Here is a 17,473-nt window from a genome sequence, read left to right as displayed (position 1 = left end):
AATCGGCTGCGCAGCAGCCGCAAGGGCGACTGCCCGCCCGCAGCGGGCGCAGCTTTGCTGCGCGTCTAGCGAGGACCGCGCGCCCGGATGGGCGTGCGGAAAGCAATAATGGGGATGGGTGTCTCTTCAGGCCGCCGCCGGGGTCGGCGCTCGCGCCGCGCTGCCATGGCCGAGATCAACGTCACGCCGCTGGTCGACGTGATGCTGGTGCTGCTGATCATCTTCATGGTCACCGTCACGCTCCCCGCCGTGGGCGTGCCGATCGATCTGCCCGACAGCCGCGCCGCGCCGGTCGAGGAGAAACCCGAACAGATCACCATTTCGGTCGATGCCGTGGGCCGCATTTATATCGAGGAAACGCCGGTCCCCGTGGGTGGGCTTCCCGCCGCGCTCGAAGCGCTGGATCGCGGGGGCGAACCGCCGCTGATCGTGCTGCGCGGCGACCGCAATCTCGATTATGGCCGCGTGATGGCAGTGATGGGCGAGCTGGGCCGTGCCGGCTTCACCCAGATCTCGCTGGTCACCGACGGTTCAGTTTCGGCTCCATAGTCCCGGCAGAGTATGGCTGACATCGCGCTCCGAAACGAAGAGAAGATCGGCCTCGCCGCAGCGGTCGTGCTGCACGGCGCGCTGGTGGCGGTGCTGCTGATGCAGACGCTCCGCTCGGAAGTCACGGTGTTTCCCGAGCGGATCAGTGTCAGCCTGGCGACCAATGTCGGGCTTGAGGAGACCGCGCCCGAGCCGGTCGACGAGAGCCGGGCTTCGACCGCGCCGACGCTTGACCTCAACCCGGCCCCCGCGCCCGAAGCCGCAGCTGCCCGGCCCGAGCCCGCCGCGCGGCCCGTGCCGACGACGCAGCCCAAGCCCAAGCCCAAGCCCGCCGCGCAGCAGCCCGCGCCCAGCCGCGACCGCTCCCGCCCCGATCGCAGCCCGCCGCAGAAGGCCGCTGCCGCGCCGACCAAGCCTGCCACCAAGGCCGGGGGCGGATCGCGCTTCGACGAGGTGTTCGGCGAGGGCGCTGGCTCCTCCACCACCGCGACGGAAACCCGCCCACCCGCAAAGACGCTGGGCCCCAATGAACTCGCCTCGCTCCAGAGCGCGGTCGGGCGGCAGGTTCGGCTGAAGTGGCAGGGCCGCGTGCCGCAGGGGCCCGATGCCGAAAAGCTGGTCACCCGCGTGCGCTTCAGGCTCTATCCCGACGGCACGCTCGCGGGCGAGCCGCAGCTGGTCGGTGCCACGCGCGGCGTGACCGATCTCAACCGCAATCAGGTCGACCGGCACCGCGAGGAAGCGGTGCGGGCGATCAAGCTGGTCGGCAAATTCACGGTTCCCTTTCCGGTGCCCGCCGACCAGAACACATTCACCCTCGACTTTGATAGGAATTCGTAATGAAGGCGCTGCTTGCCTTGTTGCTTGCCGGAACCGCAGTCTCCGTATCGGCGCAGGATCTCGGCGCGCCGCAACCCGAAGGCGGCCCGGTCGAGGTGATCGAGAGCGAGAGCGACGATGTCGTCATCCGCATCACCGACGAGGCAGCGTGGTCCGACATCGGCATCGCCATTCCCGCCTTCGCCACCGATCGCGAGCGCGCGACGCCCGCCAATGCCGATGGCACCGGCGCGCTGGGGCGCGAGATGGCGCGGGTCATTACCGCCAACCTCAGGAACAACGGCCTGTTCAAGCCGGTCGGCCCCGACAGCCTGCCGCAGCCGAGTTTCGCGCAGATTCCCGCGCCCGCCTACAGCACATGGAGCGGGCGCAGCGCTGAGATGCTGGTGCAGGGCTATGTCCGCGCCCGCGACGATGGCAAGCTGGTCGTCGGCTGCTACCTGTTCGACGTTGCGCTGCAGCAGCAGCTGGTGCGCGAGGGCTGGGTGGTCGGCCCCGCCGACTGGCGGCGCGCGGCGCACAAGTGCTCCGACCTGATCTTCAGCCGCCTCACTGGCGAGAGCCCGTTCTTCGACAGTCGCATCGCCTATATCGCCGAGACCGGGCCCAAGGACCGCCGCGTGAAGCGGCTGGCGGTGATGGACAGCGACGGGGCCAACCACCGCTTCCTGACGCTGGGCAGCGCCACCGCGCTCACGCCGCGCTACTCGCCCGACTATTCGAAGATCCTCTACCTCTCCTATGTCGACGGCAATCCGCGGATCTATGTCTATGACATCGGCACCGGCAAGCAGGTGCTGGTGACAGAGAACCGCAACCCGACCCTCGCCCCGCGCTGGTCGCCGGATGGCAAATATATCCTCTATTCGATGGCGGTGGCGGGCAATACCGACGTCTACCGCGTGCCTGCGACCGGCGGCCAGAGCATCAAGCTGACCGATTCGCCGGGGATCGACGTGGGCGGCTCCTATTCGCCCGATGGCAGCAAGATCGTGTTCGAGAGCGACCGTTCGGGCAGCCAGCAGTGCTACGTGATGGATGCCGACGGCAGCAACCAGAAGCGCATCAGCTTTTTCGGCGGACGCTGCGCCACGCCCGAATGGAGCCCGCGCGGCGACCAGATTGCCTTCACGCGCATCGCCGGTGATTTCAACGTGGCGGTGATGAACACCTCGGGCGGCAATATGCGCGTACTGACCCGCGGCTGGCAGGACGAGGCCCCCACCTGGGCGCCCAATGGCCGCATCATCCAGTTCTTCCGCACCGAGAAGAACACAGGCCGTTCGGGGATCTGGCAGGTCGATCTCACCGGCCAGAACGAACGCCGTCTGCCAACGCCTGTCGATGCCTCCGACCCCGCCTGGGGGCCGATCCGCCCCTGATGATGACTGAAAGGAAAAGAGCGATGAACACCAAGCTTGCGACGATCCTGCTGCTGGCCTCGGCCACCGGCCTTGCCGCCTGTTCGAAGAAGGCCCCCGAGGTGCTCCCGCCCGATCCGGTCAGCACCCCGCGCCCCGATACGACCCCGACGACCTCGACGACCCCCACCGGCCCGACCGTGGGCACGCAGGGCCACTTCGCGCAGGCCGTGGGGTCTTCGACCACGATCTATTTCGACACCGATCGCTATAACATCGACTCGCAGGATGCCGCCGCGCTGCAAGCGCAGGCGCAGTATTTCGCGCGCTATCCGCAGATCACCTTCACCATCGAAGGCCACGCCGACGAGCGCGGCACCCGCGAATACAACATCGCGCTGGGCGAACGCCGCGCCAATGCGGCCAAGGCCTATCTCGTCAGCCTGGGCGTGGACGCCAACCGCATCGCGGTGGTGAGCTACGGCAAGGAGCGCCCGGTCGCGCTGGGTTCGAACGAAAGCGCCTGGGCGCAGAACCGCCGCGCCGCGAGCGTGATCATCAACTGACCGCTAGCCGTTGAGCAGGCCGGGGGCGACCTCGGCCTGCCGCTCGGCGACCGGCCCCTCGATCCCCGCCAGGTCGCGCGCCGAAGTGACCACGCACAGCCCCGCGAGCGCGAGCACGCAGAACAGGCTGGAGAGGGTCAGTTGCGGGCTCATGATCGGGCTTTCGAATGCAGCGCAGATCTGCGCCGGAGGGTGGGCTTTGCGCAATGCAACATTTCACATTGCAACCGGTTCCCGCATCTCACGCCTTTCCAATCCCGGCCACAGCGCCTAGATTGAGCGCATGACCCAATCGACCAACGACATGACCCCCGGGGCAGCCCGGTGAGCCGCGCGCGCCGGTCGATGGACTGGGGTTTCCCGCGCTGGCGGCCCTATGGCTCCTCGCAGGAAGCGACCAATGTGCGCATCTGTGATCGCCACGGCTGCGACGAGCCCGGAAATTGCCCGGCGCCCAAGGCCCCCAACAGCCGCGATCGCTGGTATTTCTGCCAGAAGCATGCTGCCGAATACAATTCCAAGTGGGATTATTTCGAAGGGTTGGAAGCCGCCGAAAAGGAGGAACGCGCCAAGGCCGAACGCGCCGAGAGTGCGGGCTACGCTGAAAGCGCACATTACGGCTGGGCCGGATCGGGCGATGGCTCGCGCTCGGCCGACGAGATGCGCGCGCTCGAGGTGCTGGGTCTGGTACCGGACGCCGATTTCAACGCGGTCAAGAAAGCCTACCGCGCACGCGCCAAGGAAGTGCATCCCGACGTAAAGCCCGGCGATGCCGAGGCCGCCAGGCAATTCCAGCTGATTCAGACCAGCTACGAAGTCCTGCGCGCCGCCGAGGAACGCCGCGAATGGCGGGGCTGATCCGCTAGCTCGGCCTCCTCTACGACGTCACTGCCGCTCCGCCTGCGCCACCGCGTCGCTGGCGCGCAGGGCGGAAATGATACGGTTGAGGTGGACCGAATCCTGCACCTCCACCTCGACATCATAGGTCACGAAGGGGTGGTCGATATGGGCCTGCATCAGCGTGATGATGTTGGCCTTGTTCTGCGCGAAGATGCCCGCCATTTCCGCCAGCGTGCCGAGCCGGTCGTAGATCGTCACCGACAATTGCCCGACCGCGCCTGAGGACTGGTTGCCCCAAGCCAGATCGATCCAGTCGCTGTCGACCCCGTTTGCAAGTTCCATGCAGTCGATCGCGTGGACCAGCACGGTTTCGCCCTTGCGGCGGATGCCGACGATGCGGTCGCCAGGGACGGGGTGGCAGCAGGGGGCAAGGTCGAAGGCGACGCCGGGAGTGAGGCCCCGGATCGAGATCGCGCGCTCGCGCCGTTCCCACTGTTCGTCCTCGGCGATTTCGGCGGTGCAGCCGGGGACCAGCGCCTCCATCACCTCGCGGTCGGAAATCTTCGCCGCGCCGATCGCGTACATCAGGTCGTCGGGCTCCTCCATGCCGAGCCGCTCGATCGCGGCACGGATCGCCTTCTTGCCGATGCGGGCGGGGACGCGTGCGGCGATCTCGTCGAACAGTTTCGAGCCGATCGTCGCGACCTCGGCACGCTCCTTCGCCCGTACAGCGCGGCGGATCGCGGCGCGCGCCTTGCCGGTGACGACGAAGGCCAGCCACGACAGTTGCGGCGAGGCGTGGGGGTTCTTGATGATCTCCACCACATCGCCGTTCGCCAGCGGGGTGCGTAGCGGCATGTGCCGCCCATTGATCTTCACCCCCGCCGTCTGGATGCCGAGATTGGTGTGGACGGCAAAGGCGAAGTCCACTGCGGTTGCACCCTTGGGCAGCTGGAACAGCGCGCCCTTGGGGGTAAAAGCGAAGATGCGATCCTGATAGATCGCCATGCGGGTGTGTTCGAGCAGCTCCTCGGCATCATGGCTGGCATCGACGATCTCGATCAGGTCGCGCAGCCAGCCCACCGCGCCATCGGGCTGGTCGCCCTGCTTGTAGGCCCAGTGCGCGGCAAGGCCGAATTCGTTGGTGCGGTGCATGTCGCGCGTGCGGATCTGCACTTCGACCCGCATCGAGTTTTCATACATCAGCGAGGTGTGCAAGCTGCGGTAGCCATTCGACTTCGGGGTCGAGATGTAATCCTTGAACTTCCCGGGCAGGAATTGCCAGGTCGTGTGCAGGATGCCGAGTGCGCGGTAGCAATCCTCCTCGGTCTCGGTCAGCACGCGGAAGGCCATGATGTCGGTGACCTGTTCGAAATTCACATGGCGCTCGGCCATCTTGTGCCAGATCGAATAGGGGTGCTTCTCGCGCCCGTAGACCTCGACCTTGAGCCCCGCTTCGGCGAGGCGCTGCTTGATCGTCAGCGCAATCGCATCGACCTGACCGCCATCCTGCGAGCGCAGCTGTTCGAGCCGGCCCGTGATCGTGGCATAGGCCTCGGGCTCCAGCTCGCGGAAGGCCAGCGCCTGCATTTCGTGCATGTATTCGTACATCCCCACCCGCTCGGCGAGGGGGGCGTAGATATCCATCGTCTCGCGCGCGATGCGCTGCCGCTTTTCGGGCTTCTTGATGAAGTGGAGCGTGCGCATGTTGTGGAGGCGGTCGGCCAGTTTCACCAATAGCACGCGGATGTCTTCGGACATGGCGAGCAGGAACTTGCGCAGGTTTTCCGCCGCGCGCTCGTTCTCGGGCATGGCCTCGATCTTGGAGAGCTTGGTCACCCCGTCCACCAGCCGCGCGACTTCGGGGCCGAAATGGGCCTCGATATCGTCGATCGTGGCGAGGGTGTCCTCGACAGTGTCGTGCAGCAGCGCGGTGATGATCGTCGCCTGATCGAGCTTCAGGTCAGTCATCAACCCGGCGACTTCGACCGGGTGGCTGAAATAGGGGTCGCCCGAGGCGCGTTTCTGGCTCCCATGCTTCTGCACGGTGTAGACATAGGCGCGGTTAAGCATCGCCTCGTCGGCGTCAGGGTCGTAATCGAGGACTTTTTCGACGAGTTCGTACTGGCGGAGCATATTGCGTGAATATGTGCGCCGCAGCATCGCGGGGCAAGGCCTATCGCGCGCAGTAGCGGGCAGAGCGCAAAGCGCGACGAACTGCGGCAGCTTGTCGAAGTCCTACAAGCGCTGCAACAGGCCCGCACCCTATTCTCGCGGTCGATGGCCGGGCGGGGGGCTCATCCCCACAGCATTGGCTTTGCGGGGAGAATGCTGATGCGGACTGCGCTTGTGGTGCTGGCGGGCGCCGTACTGGTCGTCACAGGGGCCGAGGCTGTCACGGCCCAGTCGCTCGGGAACGTGATCAAGCGCGAGGCCGAGCGCGAGACCAAGCGTCAGGCCCAGCGCCGCACGCGCGAGGCGGTGCAATGCGCCACGGGCGCGCGCGATTGCCTGCCCAAAGAGGAGGCGGGGGCTGATGGCGATGCGCCATCAACGACGGTGACGGCCGCTCAGAGTGGTTCTGCGGCGGAGCGGGCACTCTTCAGCGTGCCGCCGATCGCCGGGGCCACCGCAGTCGATCATCAGGCCGGGACGATGTCGAGCTATCGCCGGATCACCGGCTTCAGGCCCAAGCTGATCAGCTATGCCGACCACACGGGCCTTCTGACCCGCACGCGCTATGACCTGACCGGCGGGCAGACCCCTTCGGCGATGATCACCGCGTGGCGCGAACCGCTCCTGCGGCAGGGGTTCGTGGTGGAGTGGCAATGTTCGCGCAAGGCACAGTGCGGATCCTCGGCCTACCATCAGCTCGGCGCGGGCTACGTTCCGGTCAACGGGATCAATCTGGGGATCGCGGGCGATGTCGAATATTTCACCGCCCGCCGCACCGTCGAGAACGAGCCGACCGTTTATGTCGCGATCGCGCTCAACCGCAATGTCGCCTATGTCGATGTGATCGAAGTGGCACCCTGACCAGCGGCCAGTCCTATGACCACGTCGCCCTAGGCGGCAAGCTCATCAGGATCGCGTCGATATTGCCGCCGGTCTTGAGGCCGAAAATCGTGCCGCGGTCGTAGACGAGATTGAACTCGGCATAGCGGCCCCGGTATTCGAACATCTGCGCCTCGTCGGCGGCGTCGAAGGGCTGGTTCATGCGCTTCCTCACGATCGCGGGGAAGGCTTCGAGGAACTGCGTGCCGATGTCCTGAATGAAGGCGAAGTTGGCCTGCCATGCCGCGTCGTCGGGGCATTCAAGGTGGTCGCAGAACAGCCCGCCGACCCCGCGATGCACCTGACGGTGTGGGATGTAGAAATATTCCTCCGCCCACTTGCTGTAACGCTCGTAATAATCGGCCCCGTGCGGATCGCAGGCGGCTTTCATCGCCGCGTGGAACTGCGCGGTGTCCTCGTCATAGGGGAGCGGCGGGTTCAAGTCCGCGCCCCCACCGAACCATGCCTTGGTGGTGGTGAGGAAGCGGGTGTTCATGTGTACCGCCGGGACGTGCGGGTTGCTCATGTGCGCGACCAGGCTGATGCCGGTGGCAACGAAGCCCGGGTTCTCCGCGCTCGCCCCATTGATGGAGCCTGCAAATTCCTTGGCAAAGCTACCGCGCACGGTCGAGACATTGACGCCGACCTTTTCGAATACCTTGCCTTTCATCAGCCCCTGCACCCCGCCGCCGGGGTCGGGATTGCCTTCCTCCTCGCGCTGCCAGGGCGTGTATTGGAAGGCGGCATCGGAGCCTGCCTCGCGCTCGATGCTCTCGAACTCGGCGCAGATCCGGTCGCGCAAGTCTTCGAACCAAACGCGCGCGCGCTCGGTGTAAGGTGTCCAGTCCGTCATACATCCCCATCCGTCATTCGCGCGCACCATAGGCGATGGCGCGTCGGGCACAAGAGCGCTGACTCGGTTGCAAAGCCGAAAATTTGCGGGCAGAGGCGCTGCATGGTTCGCGCTATGTTCGCCCCGTTTGGCTTTGCCGGGCAGGAGTTTCTGCTGGGGCAGGGGCGTGCGCTCTACTGGCCAGCGGAGCGCGCGCTGCTGGTCGCCGACCTGCATCTGGAAAAGGCCAGCTGGTTCGCCCAGCGCGGCCAGATGCTCCCGCCCTATGACAGCCGCGACACGCTGGAGCGGCTGGCCGATGCGGTGCGGCAGACCGGCGCGCGACGGGTGATCACGCTGGGGGACAATTTCCACGATGATGCAGGGGCGCTCAGGCTGGATGCGCATTGCACCGGGATGCTCGAGGCGCTGACCCGCTCGCTCGACTGGGTGTGGATCACGGGCAATCATGACGAACAGCTGCCGCGAGGATTCGGCGGGGCGATTCTGCCCGAGCTGGAACTGGGCGGGATCATCCTGCGCCATGAGGCCCGTCCGGGAGAGACCGCGCCGGAACTGTCCGGGCATTATCACCCCAAGCTCAGGGTCAATGTCCGCAACCGCCATATTGCGCGGCCCTGTGCGGTGAGGGGCCGATCCGGCAGCGGGGCCGAACGGATGATCCTCCCCGCCTTCGGCACGCTCACCGGCGGGATGGACGCAGCCGCCCCGGAAATCCGCGCCGCGCTCTCGCCCGCCCGCGCAATCGAGGCGCTGATGCCCGCGCGCGGGCAGATTGCGCGCTTTCCGCTATGGCAGGCGGCCGCGTAAGACTCCATCTGGCGCTCGCCTGCGTTTCGCACTACATAGCCGCCAGCACGAAGCTACCACAGGAGAACACCCCATATCACGTCCACCCCGGCGCTCGATGGCCCCGCCCGTAAAAAGCGGCCCTCGGTTTGATAACATGATCAACGTCCCCAAGGTCCGCGTCATCGATGACGAAGGCGAAAACCTTGGCGTGATGTACACCCGCGAAGCGATCGAACAGGCCAATGAAAAGGGCCTGAACCTCGTCGAAGTGTCCCCCAATGCGGACCCGCCGGTGTGCAAGTTCCTCGATGTCGGCAAGTATCGCTACGAGGCCCAGAAAAAGGCCAACCTGGCGCGCAAGACGCAGAAGACGCAGGACATCAAGGAAGTGAAGATGCGCCCGAACATCGACACGCATGATTATGACGTGAAGATGCGCAACGTGCACAAGTTCATCGACAATGGCGACAAGGTGAAGATCACCCTGCGTTTTCGCGGGCGTGAAATGGCGCACCAGCACCTCGGCATGGATCTGTTGAAGCAGGTGCAGGACGATGTGGCGGAATACGCCAAGGTCGAAGCCTTCCCGCGACTGGAAGGTCGCCAGATGCTGATGGTGCTCGCCCCGAAATAAGCGCACCTCTGCGGTGCCGGGTGGCCAGGCTCTGGCCACCCGCAGTCGGGCAAACAACCTTAGTCGACCAACGGCTTATCCTATCGACAGGATGCAGACGGAAACCGATTACGGGCAACACCGTTGCACTTTTCGGTGCTATTGCCATGCCTGTGGGGGAGAGAGGGGGTGCGAGCCTTGTCCCGACCCTGCCAGGCCCCCTATTCGATCCCCGTCGGCGCCCCTCTGCGGGCGCTGGCCCAGACAGGAAACCACACCCCGATGCCGTTCCTGCCCCATCACCTTCTGCGCGCCGCCCTGCTGGCGGGTGCCGCCTTCGGTCTCGCCCTTCCTGCTCACGCCGCCGCCCCGACCGAGGCCGCGCTGGCGACTTTCGAGCCGTCGAAGACCCCGAACAACGACGGAATCGACTATTCGATCTGGGACGAGGCGATGAAGAATATCGTCATCTCGATGGGCCCATCCTTGCGCGAAGGCGCGCCCCGGCCCGATCCCAGTTTCGGCTCGCGGCGGCAATATGGCCATGTCTCGCGTTACCGGCTGGAAGGCACGCGGGTGATGTTCAGCTTCCTCGACAAGGACGTGATCGCCAGCTTCACCGAGTATCGCAAGGATCTGGAGAACACGGCGAACATCGTCGACATTCAGGCGCTGAGCCGCAACGAACAGCTCGCCTACTGGATCAATCTGCACAATGTCGCGCTGGTCGAACAGCTTGCCAATGCTTGGCCGGTGCGTCAGCCGCGCGAGCTCAAAATCGATGGCGTGCCGCTCGATGATGCGCGCTTCATCACGGTCGAAGGCGTGAAGCTCAGCCTGCGCGATATTCGCGAGAAGATCGTTTACCGCCACTGGAACGATCCGCTGGTGATGTACGGTTTCTGGCGCGGCGAGATCGGCGGGCCCTCGCTCCAGCGGGAGGCCTTCAACGCCGAGAATGTCGCCCGCCTGCTGAAGCGCGGCGCGACCGATTTCGTCAATTCGCTGCGCGGCACGCAGGATGGCGGCGGAACGCTGCAGGTCTCGGAATTCTACCGCGAGGCGGCGCCGTTCTTCTTCCCCGATTTCGAGGCTGATGTGCGCGCGCATCTTGCCCGCTATGCCGACGAGAAGACTGCCGCGATCCTCGCCCAGACGCGTGGGGTCGACCCGGTGGTGAACGAGTATGACATTGCCGACCTCGAAGGCGGTGTGCGCGAACCGACCTATCAGAATATCACCACCGACGGCATGTCGAAGAGCTTCCGCATTCCGCAGGCCATGGCCGCGCTGCTCAAGGAGCGCGAGACCAAGTTCCAGGAAATCATCCGCCGGGGCCGCACCGGCACCGTCACCATGACCAATGTCGCCATACCGGGCGCAGAGGCCGAGCCGGCCGAGGTCGAGTAACCGAAACGGCAATCGCCGCGAATAGATCGGGATGGAGTAGCGCAGCGGATTGAATTGCCAGCTGTTTCAGGCACTATGGCTGGCGGATCAGGGGCATTGGACGGACACTTCATCTGGTGGGAGAGATGGCATGTTGTCGAAAGTCGCGGTCGCGCTGATCGCCGGATCGTGCATCGCCATGCCGGTCATGGCCGCGGAAGAGACCACTACCGCGCCTGATCAAGCCGAAGGGGCACAGCCGCCCGCCGCGCCCTACGTCCCCGCGTCTGCCACCACCGATACCAGGCCATCGCTGTCGGAGGATCGGCTCGCGATCTTCACCCCCTCCAGCGATCCGATCCGCCACACGATCGACTACGAAATCTGGGATTACGCGCTCAAGAACATCCTCATCTCGATGGGCCCCTCGGACCGGCAGGGCGCGCCGCGACCGGAAGCGCTGACTTCCAGCCGCATCAAGCATGGGCCGCAGTCGCGATATCGGCTGGAAGGGTCGATGGTGCTGTTCCGCTTTTTCGACGACGACGTGATCGCCAGCTTCGCCGAATACCGGCGAGACCTCGAGCATGTGGCCGATACGCTCGACATCTCCACCCTTCCGCGCAACGAGCAGCTCGCCTTCTGGATCAACCTCCACAATGTCGCCCTGATGGAGCAGATCGCCCGCGACTGGCCGGTGCGCCAGCCGCGCGATATCGACCTGGACGGAGTGCCGCTCGACGAGGCGAAGTTCATCACCTTGCGCGGCATCCCGGTGTCCTTGCGCGATATCCGCGAAAAGATCGTCTTCCGTCACTGGAAGGACCCCAAGGTCATCTATGGCTTCTGGCGCGGCGAGATCGGTGGGCCCCAGCTCCAGTCCTATGCCTTCACCGGCGCCAATGTCGGCTCGCTGCTGGACATCGCGGGGGCGGACTTCGTCAATTCCCTGCGGGGCACGCAGAAGCGCGGGGACCGGCTGGATGTCGCGCAGCTCTATGCCGAGGTTGCGCCCTTCTATTTCCCCGATTTCCAGACCGACCTGCGCGCCCATCTGACCGACTTCGCCGACGCGCCCGTGCTGGAACTGCTGGCCAGAACCGGCGAGCTCCGCCCGGCGATCAGCGAGCCGGACATCGCCGATCTCCACGGCGGCGCACGTCCGCCCGCCTATATGGCGGTTCAGACCCCCGGCTGTCCTTCCGCATGGGGCGATGCAGCGTGCAGCGTGATCACGGCGCGCAAGCTGAAGTTGGAGGCGATGGAGCGCAAAGGCCAACCGACCGGGCGGGTGTTCTTCTCCAACATCGACCTGCCCGGCGATCCGCCCAACAAGAACGCGGTGGAATAACGCATCTGCATGAATATGCATTCATGTGGGGTTTATCGGTTTGAGATACCCTGTCTTTCGGACGGAATGATTGATCTGGTGGGAGAGATTCGATGCGTTCGAGGCTTGCACGACTGCTGTTGACCGCCGCCGTTCTGACCCTGCCCGGATTGGCAGCGGCGGAAGCTCCAGCGACGCGGCGACAGTCCGATACCCGAGATCGCCATTACGTGCCCGCGATGGCCCGGTCCGAGGGCCAACTGTCGCTGTCAGATAGTCGGCTGGCGATCTTCACACCCACCAGCGATCCGATCCGCCACACGATCGATTACGAGGTCTGGGATTACGCGCTCAAGAACATTCTCGTGGCGATGGGCCCGTCCAACCGGCAGGGGATGCGCCGTCCCGATCCGCCGATCGGGTCGCGCCGCGCGCAAGGGCCGCAGTCGCGTTACCGGCTGGAAGGCTCGATGGTTCTGTTCCGCTTTTTCGACAAGGACGTGATCGACAGCTTCACCGAGTACCGCGAGGATCTGGAGCGGGTGGCCGGCACGCTGGACATTTCGGCGCTGCCGCGCAACGAGCAGTTGGCCTTCTGGCTCAACCTCCACAACGTCGCGATGATGGAGATGATCGCGAAGGAATGGCCGGTGCGCGAGCCGCGCGAGATCAAGGTGGGCGGCGTGCCGCTGGATGACGCCAAGTTCATCACGCTGCGCGGCATCCCCGTCTCGCTGCGCGACATCCGCGAAGAGATCGTTTTCCGCAACTGGATCAATCCCAAGGTCATCTATGGCTTCTGGCGCGGCGAAATCGGCGGGCCGGAGTTGCAGCGCCATGCCTTCACCGGGGACAATGTCGGCTCGCTGCTCGATGTCGCGGCGGCGGATTTCGTCAATTCTTTGCGCGGCACGCAGATGCGCGGGGACCGGCTCGAGGTCGCCAGCCTCTATGCCGAGGTCGCGCCGTTCTATTTCGGCGATTTCGAGGGTGACCTGCGCCGCCATCTTGCCGAATTTGCCGAGGGGCCCACGGTGGATATGCTGGCCGGGACGCGTGAGGTCAGCGCGACGATCAGCGAGCACGACATCGCCGATCTGCACGGCGGGGCGCGGCCACCCAACTACCTCTTTGCCGCCTCCGCGCCGGGCGCGATGGATGATCCGCTGGTCGGCTGCAAGGAAGAGATCGGCTTCGCGGCCTGCGAACTGATGCAGGCGCGCGAGACCAAGCTGCGCAATATGGAGCGCCGCGGCGAGCGCACCGGGCGGGTGTTCGTCTCCAACATCAGCCTGCCGGGCGATCCGCCCAACCAGAACGCGGTCGAATAAACCGGGCCAGCGGCGGGCGGTTCGGCTTGCCGGGCGTGCGTGCGTGCTGATAGGCCCTGCCTCGTGACGCGTGGGGAGGGGCCAGATCGGATGACATCACGGCGGATCGGCCCGCGCCTGTTCGGCCTGTTTCTCGGCCCGGTGGCGCTGGCATTGACCGCGCTGACCGCGCCGCCTGCCGGGATGGCGGGCGGGGCGTGGCTGGTCGCGGGGCTGGTCGCCTGGATGGCGGCGTGGTGGATGACCGAGGCGGTGCCGCTGGCGGTAACGGCGATGCTGCCCTTTGTCGTCCTGCCGCTCGCCGGGGTCGCCAGCGCCGAGGCGACGGCGGCGGATTACTATTCTCCGATCCTGTTCCTGTTGCTGGGCGGAGCCTTCATCGCGCTGGCGATTGAGCGCACCGGGCTGCACCGCCGCTTGAGCCTCGCGATCCTGCGGCTGGTGGGCACCGGCGGCGGCGCAGCGCGGCTGCTGCTTGCCTTCATGATCGCCGCGGCGCTGCTTTCGATGGTGATCTCCAACACTTCGACCGCGCTGATCATGATGCCGATGGCGCTGGCGGTGCTGGAAGGGGGCCGCCGCGAGGAGGACGGGGGCGAGCCGCAGGACGGCCTCGCGGGCGCTTTGCCGATGGGAATTGCCTTTGCTGCCAGCATCGGCGGGCTCGGCACGATCGTCGGCTCGCCCACCAATGCCATCGCGGTCGGCCTGCTCGACGAGATTGCCGGGGTGCGGATCACCTTTGCGCAATGGTCGCTCTACGGCGTGCCGCTGGTGCTGCTGGCGGTGCCGCTGGCGGCGGGGATCATCGCGCGGGTGCAGAAGGTGGCCGAACACCCCTTCGATCTCGCCGCCGCCCGCGCCGCGATGACCGGGAAACCCGTATGGAGTCCGCCCGAGATGCGGGTCGCGCTGCTGGTGGGGCTGACCTTTCTTGCGTGGGTCACGCAGCCGCTGGTGGCTCCGATGCTGCCCAAGGGCGCATGGGGCGACGGGACGATCGCGGTGATCGCCGCGCTCGCGCTGTTCCTGCTGCCCGACGGCACCGGACGCCCGCTGCTGATCTGGCCAGAGGCCGAGCGCGCGCCGTGGAGCGTGATCTTCATGTTCGGCGGGGGCCTCGCGCTGGCGGGCGGGATGCAGGCCTCGGGCCTCGCCGACTGGATCGGGCAGGCGCTGCTGCCGCTCGCGGGCTGGCCGCTGATCGCCGTCGCGCTGGCCGTGGTGGCGCTGGTGATCGTGGTAACCGAATTTGCCAGCAATGTCGCCACCGCGACCGGGATCATGCCGGTGGTGGCCGCGCTGGTGGTGGCGCTGGGGGCCGATCCGGTGCTGCTCGCGCTGCCGGCGGCGCTGGCATCGAGCTGGGGCTTCATGCTCCCCGCAGGCACCGGGCCCAACGCCATCGCATGGGCGACGGGCCGTATCCGCATCGAATCGATGGTGCGGGCAGGCCTCCTGATCGACCTCGCAGGTGTGGTGCTGATCGTCGGCGTGGTGTGGGGAATTGCGTCGCTCGTGTGAAATGATCGGTGCTGCACTTGAAACGATCGTGCGCGGGCGATAGGATTTTGCCAGCACAGCGGCAGCTTTGGGAGAAGCGTTCCTGCGGAGGTTAGGAACGGGCGCCCGGCTCGCCGCCACCGGCTCCCGCCTTCCTGGGAGCGTGAGAAATAGGAAGGATGCGCTGTCATGACCGACGCCGTCGACGCTGTCGAAACCCCCACCCCCCGCCGCAAGCCCAAGCCCGCCAAGCGCGCAATCGGCGGCCGCCCGCTGAAGCCTTCGACCCTGATGATGGGCCACGGCTATGACCCGGTGCTGTCCGAAGGTTCGCTGAAGGCGCCGATCTTCCTCACCAGCACCTTTGCCTTCGAGAGCGCGGCCGCGGGCAAGCGTCACTTCGAAGGTATTACCGGCCTTCGCGAAGGCGGGGCTGAGGGCCTCGTCTATTCGCGCTTCAACGGGCCCAATCAGGAAATTCTCGAAGACCGGCTTGCCGTGTGGGACGGGGCCGAGGACGCGCTGACCTTCTCCAGCGGCATGACCGCGATCTGCATCCTCATGATGGCCTATGCCAGCGCCAATGACGTGATTGTCCATTCCGGCCCGCTCTATGCGGCGAGCGAGGGCTTCGTCGCCAAGGTGCTGAGCCGCTTCGGCGTCACCTATGTCGATTTCCCCGCCGGTGCGACCCGCGAGGAACTGGACGCGGTGCTGGCCAAAGCCAAGGCGCAGGCGGACGAGCAGGGCGGCAAGGTGGCCATGATCTACCTCGAAAGCCCCGCCAACCCCACCAATGCGTTGGTCGATGTCGAGGCGGTGCGCGATGCGCGCGACGCCCACCTCGCGGATACCCCCATCGCGATCGACAACACCTTCCTCGGCCCCCTGTGGTCGCGCCCGCTGGAGCATGGCGCGGACATCGTCGCCTATTCGCTGACAAAGTATGTCGGCGGGCACTCAGACCTCGTTGCAGGCTCGATCGCCGGCGCGAAAAAGTGGATCGCGCCTGTGCGCGCGCTGCGCAACACGATGGGCGGGATCGTCGATCCAAACACCGCGTGGATGCTGCTGCGGAGCCTCGAAACCGTGGAGCTGCGGATGCAGCGCGCGGGCGAGAACGCCGCGAAGGTCTGCGATTTCCTGCGCAGCCACCGCAAGGTCGAAGGGTTGGGCTATCTCGGCTTCATCGAGGACGCGCGTCAGAAAGACATCTACGACCGGCATTGTCTGGGCGCGGGCTCGACCTTCTCGGTCTTCATCAAGGGCGGCGAGGCGGAGTGCTTCCGCTTTCTCGACAAGCTCACCATCGCCAAGCTTGCGGTGAGCCTCGGCGGGACGGAAACGCTGGCGAGCCACCCGGCTTCGATGACCCATCTCTCTGTGCCGCAGGCGCGCAAGGACATGCTCGGGATCACCGATAACCTCGTGCGCATCAGCGTCGGGATCGAGGATGCCGACGACCTGATCGCCGATTTCGCGCAGGCGCTCGAGACGGTTTGAGTTGCAGCGCCCACCCCGCTGCGACTAGCTTCGCCTGCGGCTCAGCAAGTCTCGCTCCCCTCCCGCTTGCGGGAGGGGGTGGGGATGGGCCGGAGGGGAGAGCACCATGACCGACAGCCGCAAGCCCGTGTTCCTCGTAATCGGCGCAGGGGCCGGGATCGGCGGCAACGCCGCAATGCGCTTTGCCGCCGGGGGCTATCACGCGGTGCTGGCGCGCCGCTCGGACGAGGCGGGCCTCGCGCGGATGGTCGCCGAGATCGAGGCGGCGGGCGGCAGCGCCACCGGCACGCTCCTCAACGCCGCCGAGGATGGCAGCATCGAGGAACTGGTCGAGCGCACCGAGGCCGAGATCGGCCCGATCCATGCCGCGCTCTACAACCTCGGCGCGCAGATCGGAAACCGTGCGCTCTACGATACGCCGCACCGCATTTTCGAACTCGGCTGGCGGCTGGGCACCTATGGCGTGTTCCGGCTCGCCCATGCGCTGTTCCCGCACATGGTGGCGCGCGCACGTGATGGCGGTCCGCACGGCACTCTGCTCGTCACCTCGGCGACGGCGGCGGTGCGCGGCAATGCCGGGCAGCACAGCCATGCGGCGGCGATGGGCGGGCGGCGGATGCTGTGCCAGACCTTGAACGCGGAATTCGCCGCCCAGGGCGTGCATGTCGCCCACGTAATTGTCGACGGCCCGGTGGATGCGCCCGATACCCTCGGCAAGCTGCTCGGCGAGAAGTTCGATGCTTTCAAGGCGGGCAAGGGCGCAGACGGCGTGATCGATCCGGCGGCGCTGGCCGAGACCTATTGGCACCTCGCACACCAGCCGCCCAATTGCTGGAGCCACGAGGTCGATGTTCGTCCGTGGACCGATGTTCCCTGGTGGAACGACAACCCGGATCCCCAGATCGACAGCCGCGGCAAGGGCTTCGCCGGCCCGCGCACCGATTGAGCG

17 protein-coding genes are annotated in these 17,473 nt (G+C 66.1%); 14 read left to right on the top strand and 3 right to left on the bottom strand.

The features are described 5' to 3' along the window. Positions 1-165: 165 nt before the first annotated feature. The 4 genes from E2E27_RS16545 to pal are packed head-to-tail and all read left to right on the top strand — an operon-like array spanning position 166 to position 3,316. A complete protein-coding gene (locus E2E27_RS16545; protein WP_502705522.1) occupies positions 166-549 on the top strand; it encodes an ExbD/TolR family protein in 384 nt (127 codons plus the stop codon). Between the two features lie 12 nt (positions 550-561). Continuing rightward, positions 562-1,389, top strand: a complete 828-nt coding sequence (gene tolA, locus E2E27_RS16540) for a cell envelope integrity protein TolA (RefSeq protein WP_141461012.1) — start codon at positions 562-564, stop codon at positions 1,387-1,389. After that, positions 1,389-2,771: a Tol-Pal system beta propeller repeat protein TolB gene (tolB, locus tag E2E27_RS16535; RefSeq protein WP_141461010.1), complete on the top strand. Its 1,383-nt coding sequence runs from the start codon at positions 1,389-1,391 to the stop codon at positions 2,769-2,771. Before tolA ends, tolB begins: the two co-directional genes overlap by 1 nt. Positions 2,772-2,794: 23 nt before the next feature. Further along, positions 2,795-3,316 (top strand): peptidoglycan-associated lipoprotein Pal, encoded by a 522-nt coding sequence (gene pal / locus E2E27_RS16530; RefSeq protein ID WP_181443485.1) that lies wholly within the window; start codon positions 2,795-2,797, stop codon positions 3,314-3,316. Positions 3,317-3,319: 3 nt separating this feature from the next. Here pal and E2E27_RS18825 read toward each other — a convergent pair whose 3' ends face one another. Continuing rightward, entirely contained in the window at positions 3,320-3,469 is a 150-nt protein-coding gene (locus tag E2E27_RS18825; protein WP_181443484.1) for a hypothetical protein, read from the bottom strand. Positions 3,470-3,640: 171 nt separating this feature from the next. On the opposite strand from E2E27_RS18825, the gene E2E27_RS16525 reads away from it, so the two are divergent. Then, positions 3,641-4,174: a J domain-containing protein gene (locus E2E27_RS16525; protein ID WP_141461008.1), complete on the top strand. Its 534-nt coding sequence runs from the start codon at positions 3,641-3,643 to the stop codon at positions 4,172-4,174. A gap of 27 nt (positions 4,175-4,201) precedes the next feature. Here E2E27_RS16525 and E2E27_RS16520 read toward each other — a convergent pair whose 3' ends face one another. Then, a complete protein-coding gene (locus tag E2E27_RS16520) occupies positions 4,202-6,292 on the bottom strand; it encodes a RelA/SpoT family protein (RefSeq protein WP_141461006.1) in 2,091 nt (696 codons plus the stop codon). 198 nt (positions 6,293-6,490) lie between these two features. Here E2E27_RS16520 and E2E27_RS16515 point away from each other — a divergent pair, with 198 nt between their 5' ends. Beyond that, on the top strand, positions 6,491-7,192 hold the full coding sequence (locus E2E27_RS16515; RefSeq protein WP_141461004.1) for a hypothetical protein: 702 nt from the start codon (positions 6,491-6,493) through the stop codon (positions 7,190-7,192). 13 nt (positions 7,193-7,205) lie between these two features. Here E2E27_RS16515 and hemF read toward each other — a convergent pair whose 3' ends face one another. Continuing rightward, entirely contained in the window at positions 7,206-8,063 is an 858-nt protein-coding gene (gene hemF / locus E2E27_RS16510; protein ID WP_141461002.1) for an oxygen-dependent coproporphyrinogen oxidase, read from the bottom strand. A gap of 102 nt (positions 8,064-8,165) precedes the next feature. On the opposite strand from hemF, the gene pdeM reads away from it, so the two are divergent. The 8 genes from pdeM to E2E27_RS16470 all read left to right on the top strand — a co-directional run bounded on the left by pdeM (position 8,166) and on the right by E2E27_RS16470 (position 17,470). After that, positions 8,166-8,873 (top strand): ligase-associated DNA damage response endonuclease PdeM, encoded by a 708-nt coding sequence (gene pdeM / locus E2E27_RS16505; protein WP_234036103.1) that lies wholly within the window; start codon positions 8,166-8,168, stop codon positions 8,871-8,873. Positions 8,874-8,970: 97 nt separating this feature from the next. After that, positions 8,971-9,489 carry a translation initiation factor IF-3 gene (gene infC, locus E2E27_RS16500; protein ID WP_086733563.1) on the top strand — a complete coding sequence of 173 codons (519 nt, stop codon included), beginning with the start codon at positions 8,971-8,973 and terminating at the stop codon, positions 9,487-9,489. A 177-nt stretch (positions 9,490-9,666) separates the two neighbouring features. Then, positions 9,667-10,878, top strand: a complete 1,212-nt coding sequence (locus E2E27_RS16495; protein ID WP_234036102.1) for a DUF547 domain-containing protein — start codon at positions 9,667-9,669, stop codon at positions 10,876-10,878. 130 nt (positions 10,879-11,008) lie between these two features. Beyond that, positions 11,009-12,208 (top strand): DUF547 domain-containing protein, encoded by a 1,200-nt coding sequence (locus E2E27_RS16490; RefSeq protein ID WP_141460998.1) that lies wholly within the window; start codon positions 11,009-11,011, stop codon positions 12,206-12,208. 92 nt (positions 12,209-12,300) lie between these two features. Next, entirely contained in the window at positions 12,301-13,518 is a 1,218-nt protein-coding gene (locus E2E27_RS16485; RefSeq protein WP_141460996.1) for a DUF547 domain-containing protein, read from the top strand. Between the two features lie 90 nt (positions 13,519-13,608). Beyond that, a complete protein-coding gene (locus E2E27_RS16480) occupies positions 13,609-15,042 on the top strand; it encodes an SLC13 family permease (protein ID WP_141460994.1) in 1,434 nt (477 codons plus the stop codon). A 168-nt stretch (positions 15,043-15,210) separates the two neighbouring features. Then, on the top strand, positions 15,211-16,524 hold the full coding sequence (locus E2E27_RS16475; protein WP_141460992.1) for a cystathionine gamma-synthase family protein: 1,314 nt from the start codon (positions 15,211-15,213) through the stop codon (positions 16,522-16,524). A gap of 106 nt (positions 16,525-16,630) precedes the next feature. After that, a complete protein-coding gene (locus E2E27_RS16470; protein WP_141460990.1) occupies positions 16,631-17,470 on the top strand; it encodes an SDR family NAD(P)-dependent oxidoreductase in 840 nt (279 codons plus the stop codon). Positions 17,471-17,473 lie beyond the last annotated feature (3 nt).

This window comes from Porphyrobacter sp. YT40 (assembly GCF_006542605.1).
Classification (GTDB): Bacteria; Pseudomonadota; Alphaproteobacteria; order Sphingomonadales; family Sphingomonadaceae; genus Erythrobacter.
This window is presented reverse-complemented; position numbering and strand designations above follow the sequence as displayed.

Coding starts and splice junctions, on each gene's coding strand:
- E2E27_RS16520 (WP_141461006.1), bottom strand. CDS start 6,292: ATGCTCCGCCAGTACGAACTCGTCGAAAAAGTCCTCGATTACGACCCT.
- hemF (WP_141461002.1), bottom strand. CDS start 8,063: ATGACGGACTGGACACCTTACACCGAGCGCGCGCGCGTTTGGTTCGAA.
- E2E27_RS16475 (WP_141460992.1), top strand. CDS start 15,211: ATGACCGACGCCGTCGACGCTGTCGAAACCCCCACCCCCCGCCGCAAG.
- tolB (WP_141461010.1), top strand. CDS start 1,389: ATGAAGGCGCTGCTTGCCTTGTTGCTTGCCGGAACCGCAGTCTCCGTA.
- E2E27_RS16480 (WP_141460994.1), top strand. CDS start 13,609: ATGACATCACGGCGGATCGGCCCGCGCCTGTTCGGCCTGTTTCTCGGC.
- pdeM (WP_234036103.1), top strand. CDS start 8,166: ATGGTTCGCGCTATGTTCGCCCCGTTTGGCTTTGCCGGGCAGGAGTTT.
- E2E27_RS16490 (WP_141460998.1), top strand. CDS start 11,009: ATGTTGTCGAAAGTCGCGGTCGCGCTGATCGCCGGATCGTGCATCGCC.
- E2E27_RS16515 (WP_141461004.1), top strand. CDS start 6,491: ATGCGGACTGCGCTTGTGGTGCTGGCGGGCGCCGTACTGGTCGTCACA.
- pal (WP_181443485.1), top strand. CDS start 2,795: ATGAACACCAAGCTTGCGACGATCCTGCTGCTGGCCTCGGCCACCGGC.
- E2E27_RS16485 (WP_141460996.1), top strand. CDS start 12,301: ATGCGTTCGAGGCTTGCACGACTGCTGTTGACCGCCGCCGTTCTGACC.
- E2E27_RS16545 (WP_502705522.1), top strand. CDS start 166: ATGGCCGAGATCAACGTCACGCCGCTGGTCGACGTGATGCTGGTGCTG.
- E2E27_RS18825 (WP_181443484.1), bottom strand. CDS start 3,469: ATGAGCCCGCAACTGACCCTCTCCAGCCTGTTCTGCGTGCTCGCGCTC.
- tolA (WP_141461012.1), top strand. CDS start 562: ATGGCTGACATCGCGCTCCGAAACGAAGAGAAGATCGGCCTCGCCGCA.
- infC (WP_086733563.1), top strand. CDS start 8,971: ATGGCCCCGCCCGTAAAAAGCGGCCCTCGGTTTGATAACATGATCAAC.
- E2E27_RS16470 (WP_141460990.1), top strand. CDS start 16,631: ATGACCGACAGCCGCAAGCCCGTGTTCCTCGTAATCGGCGCAGGGGCC.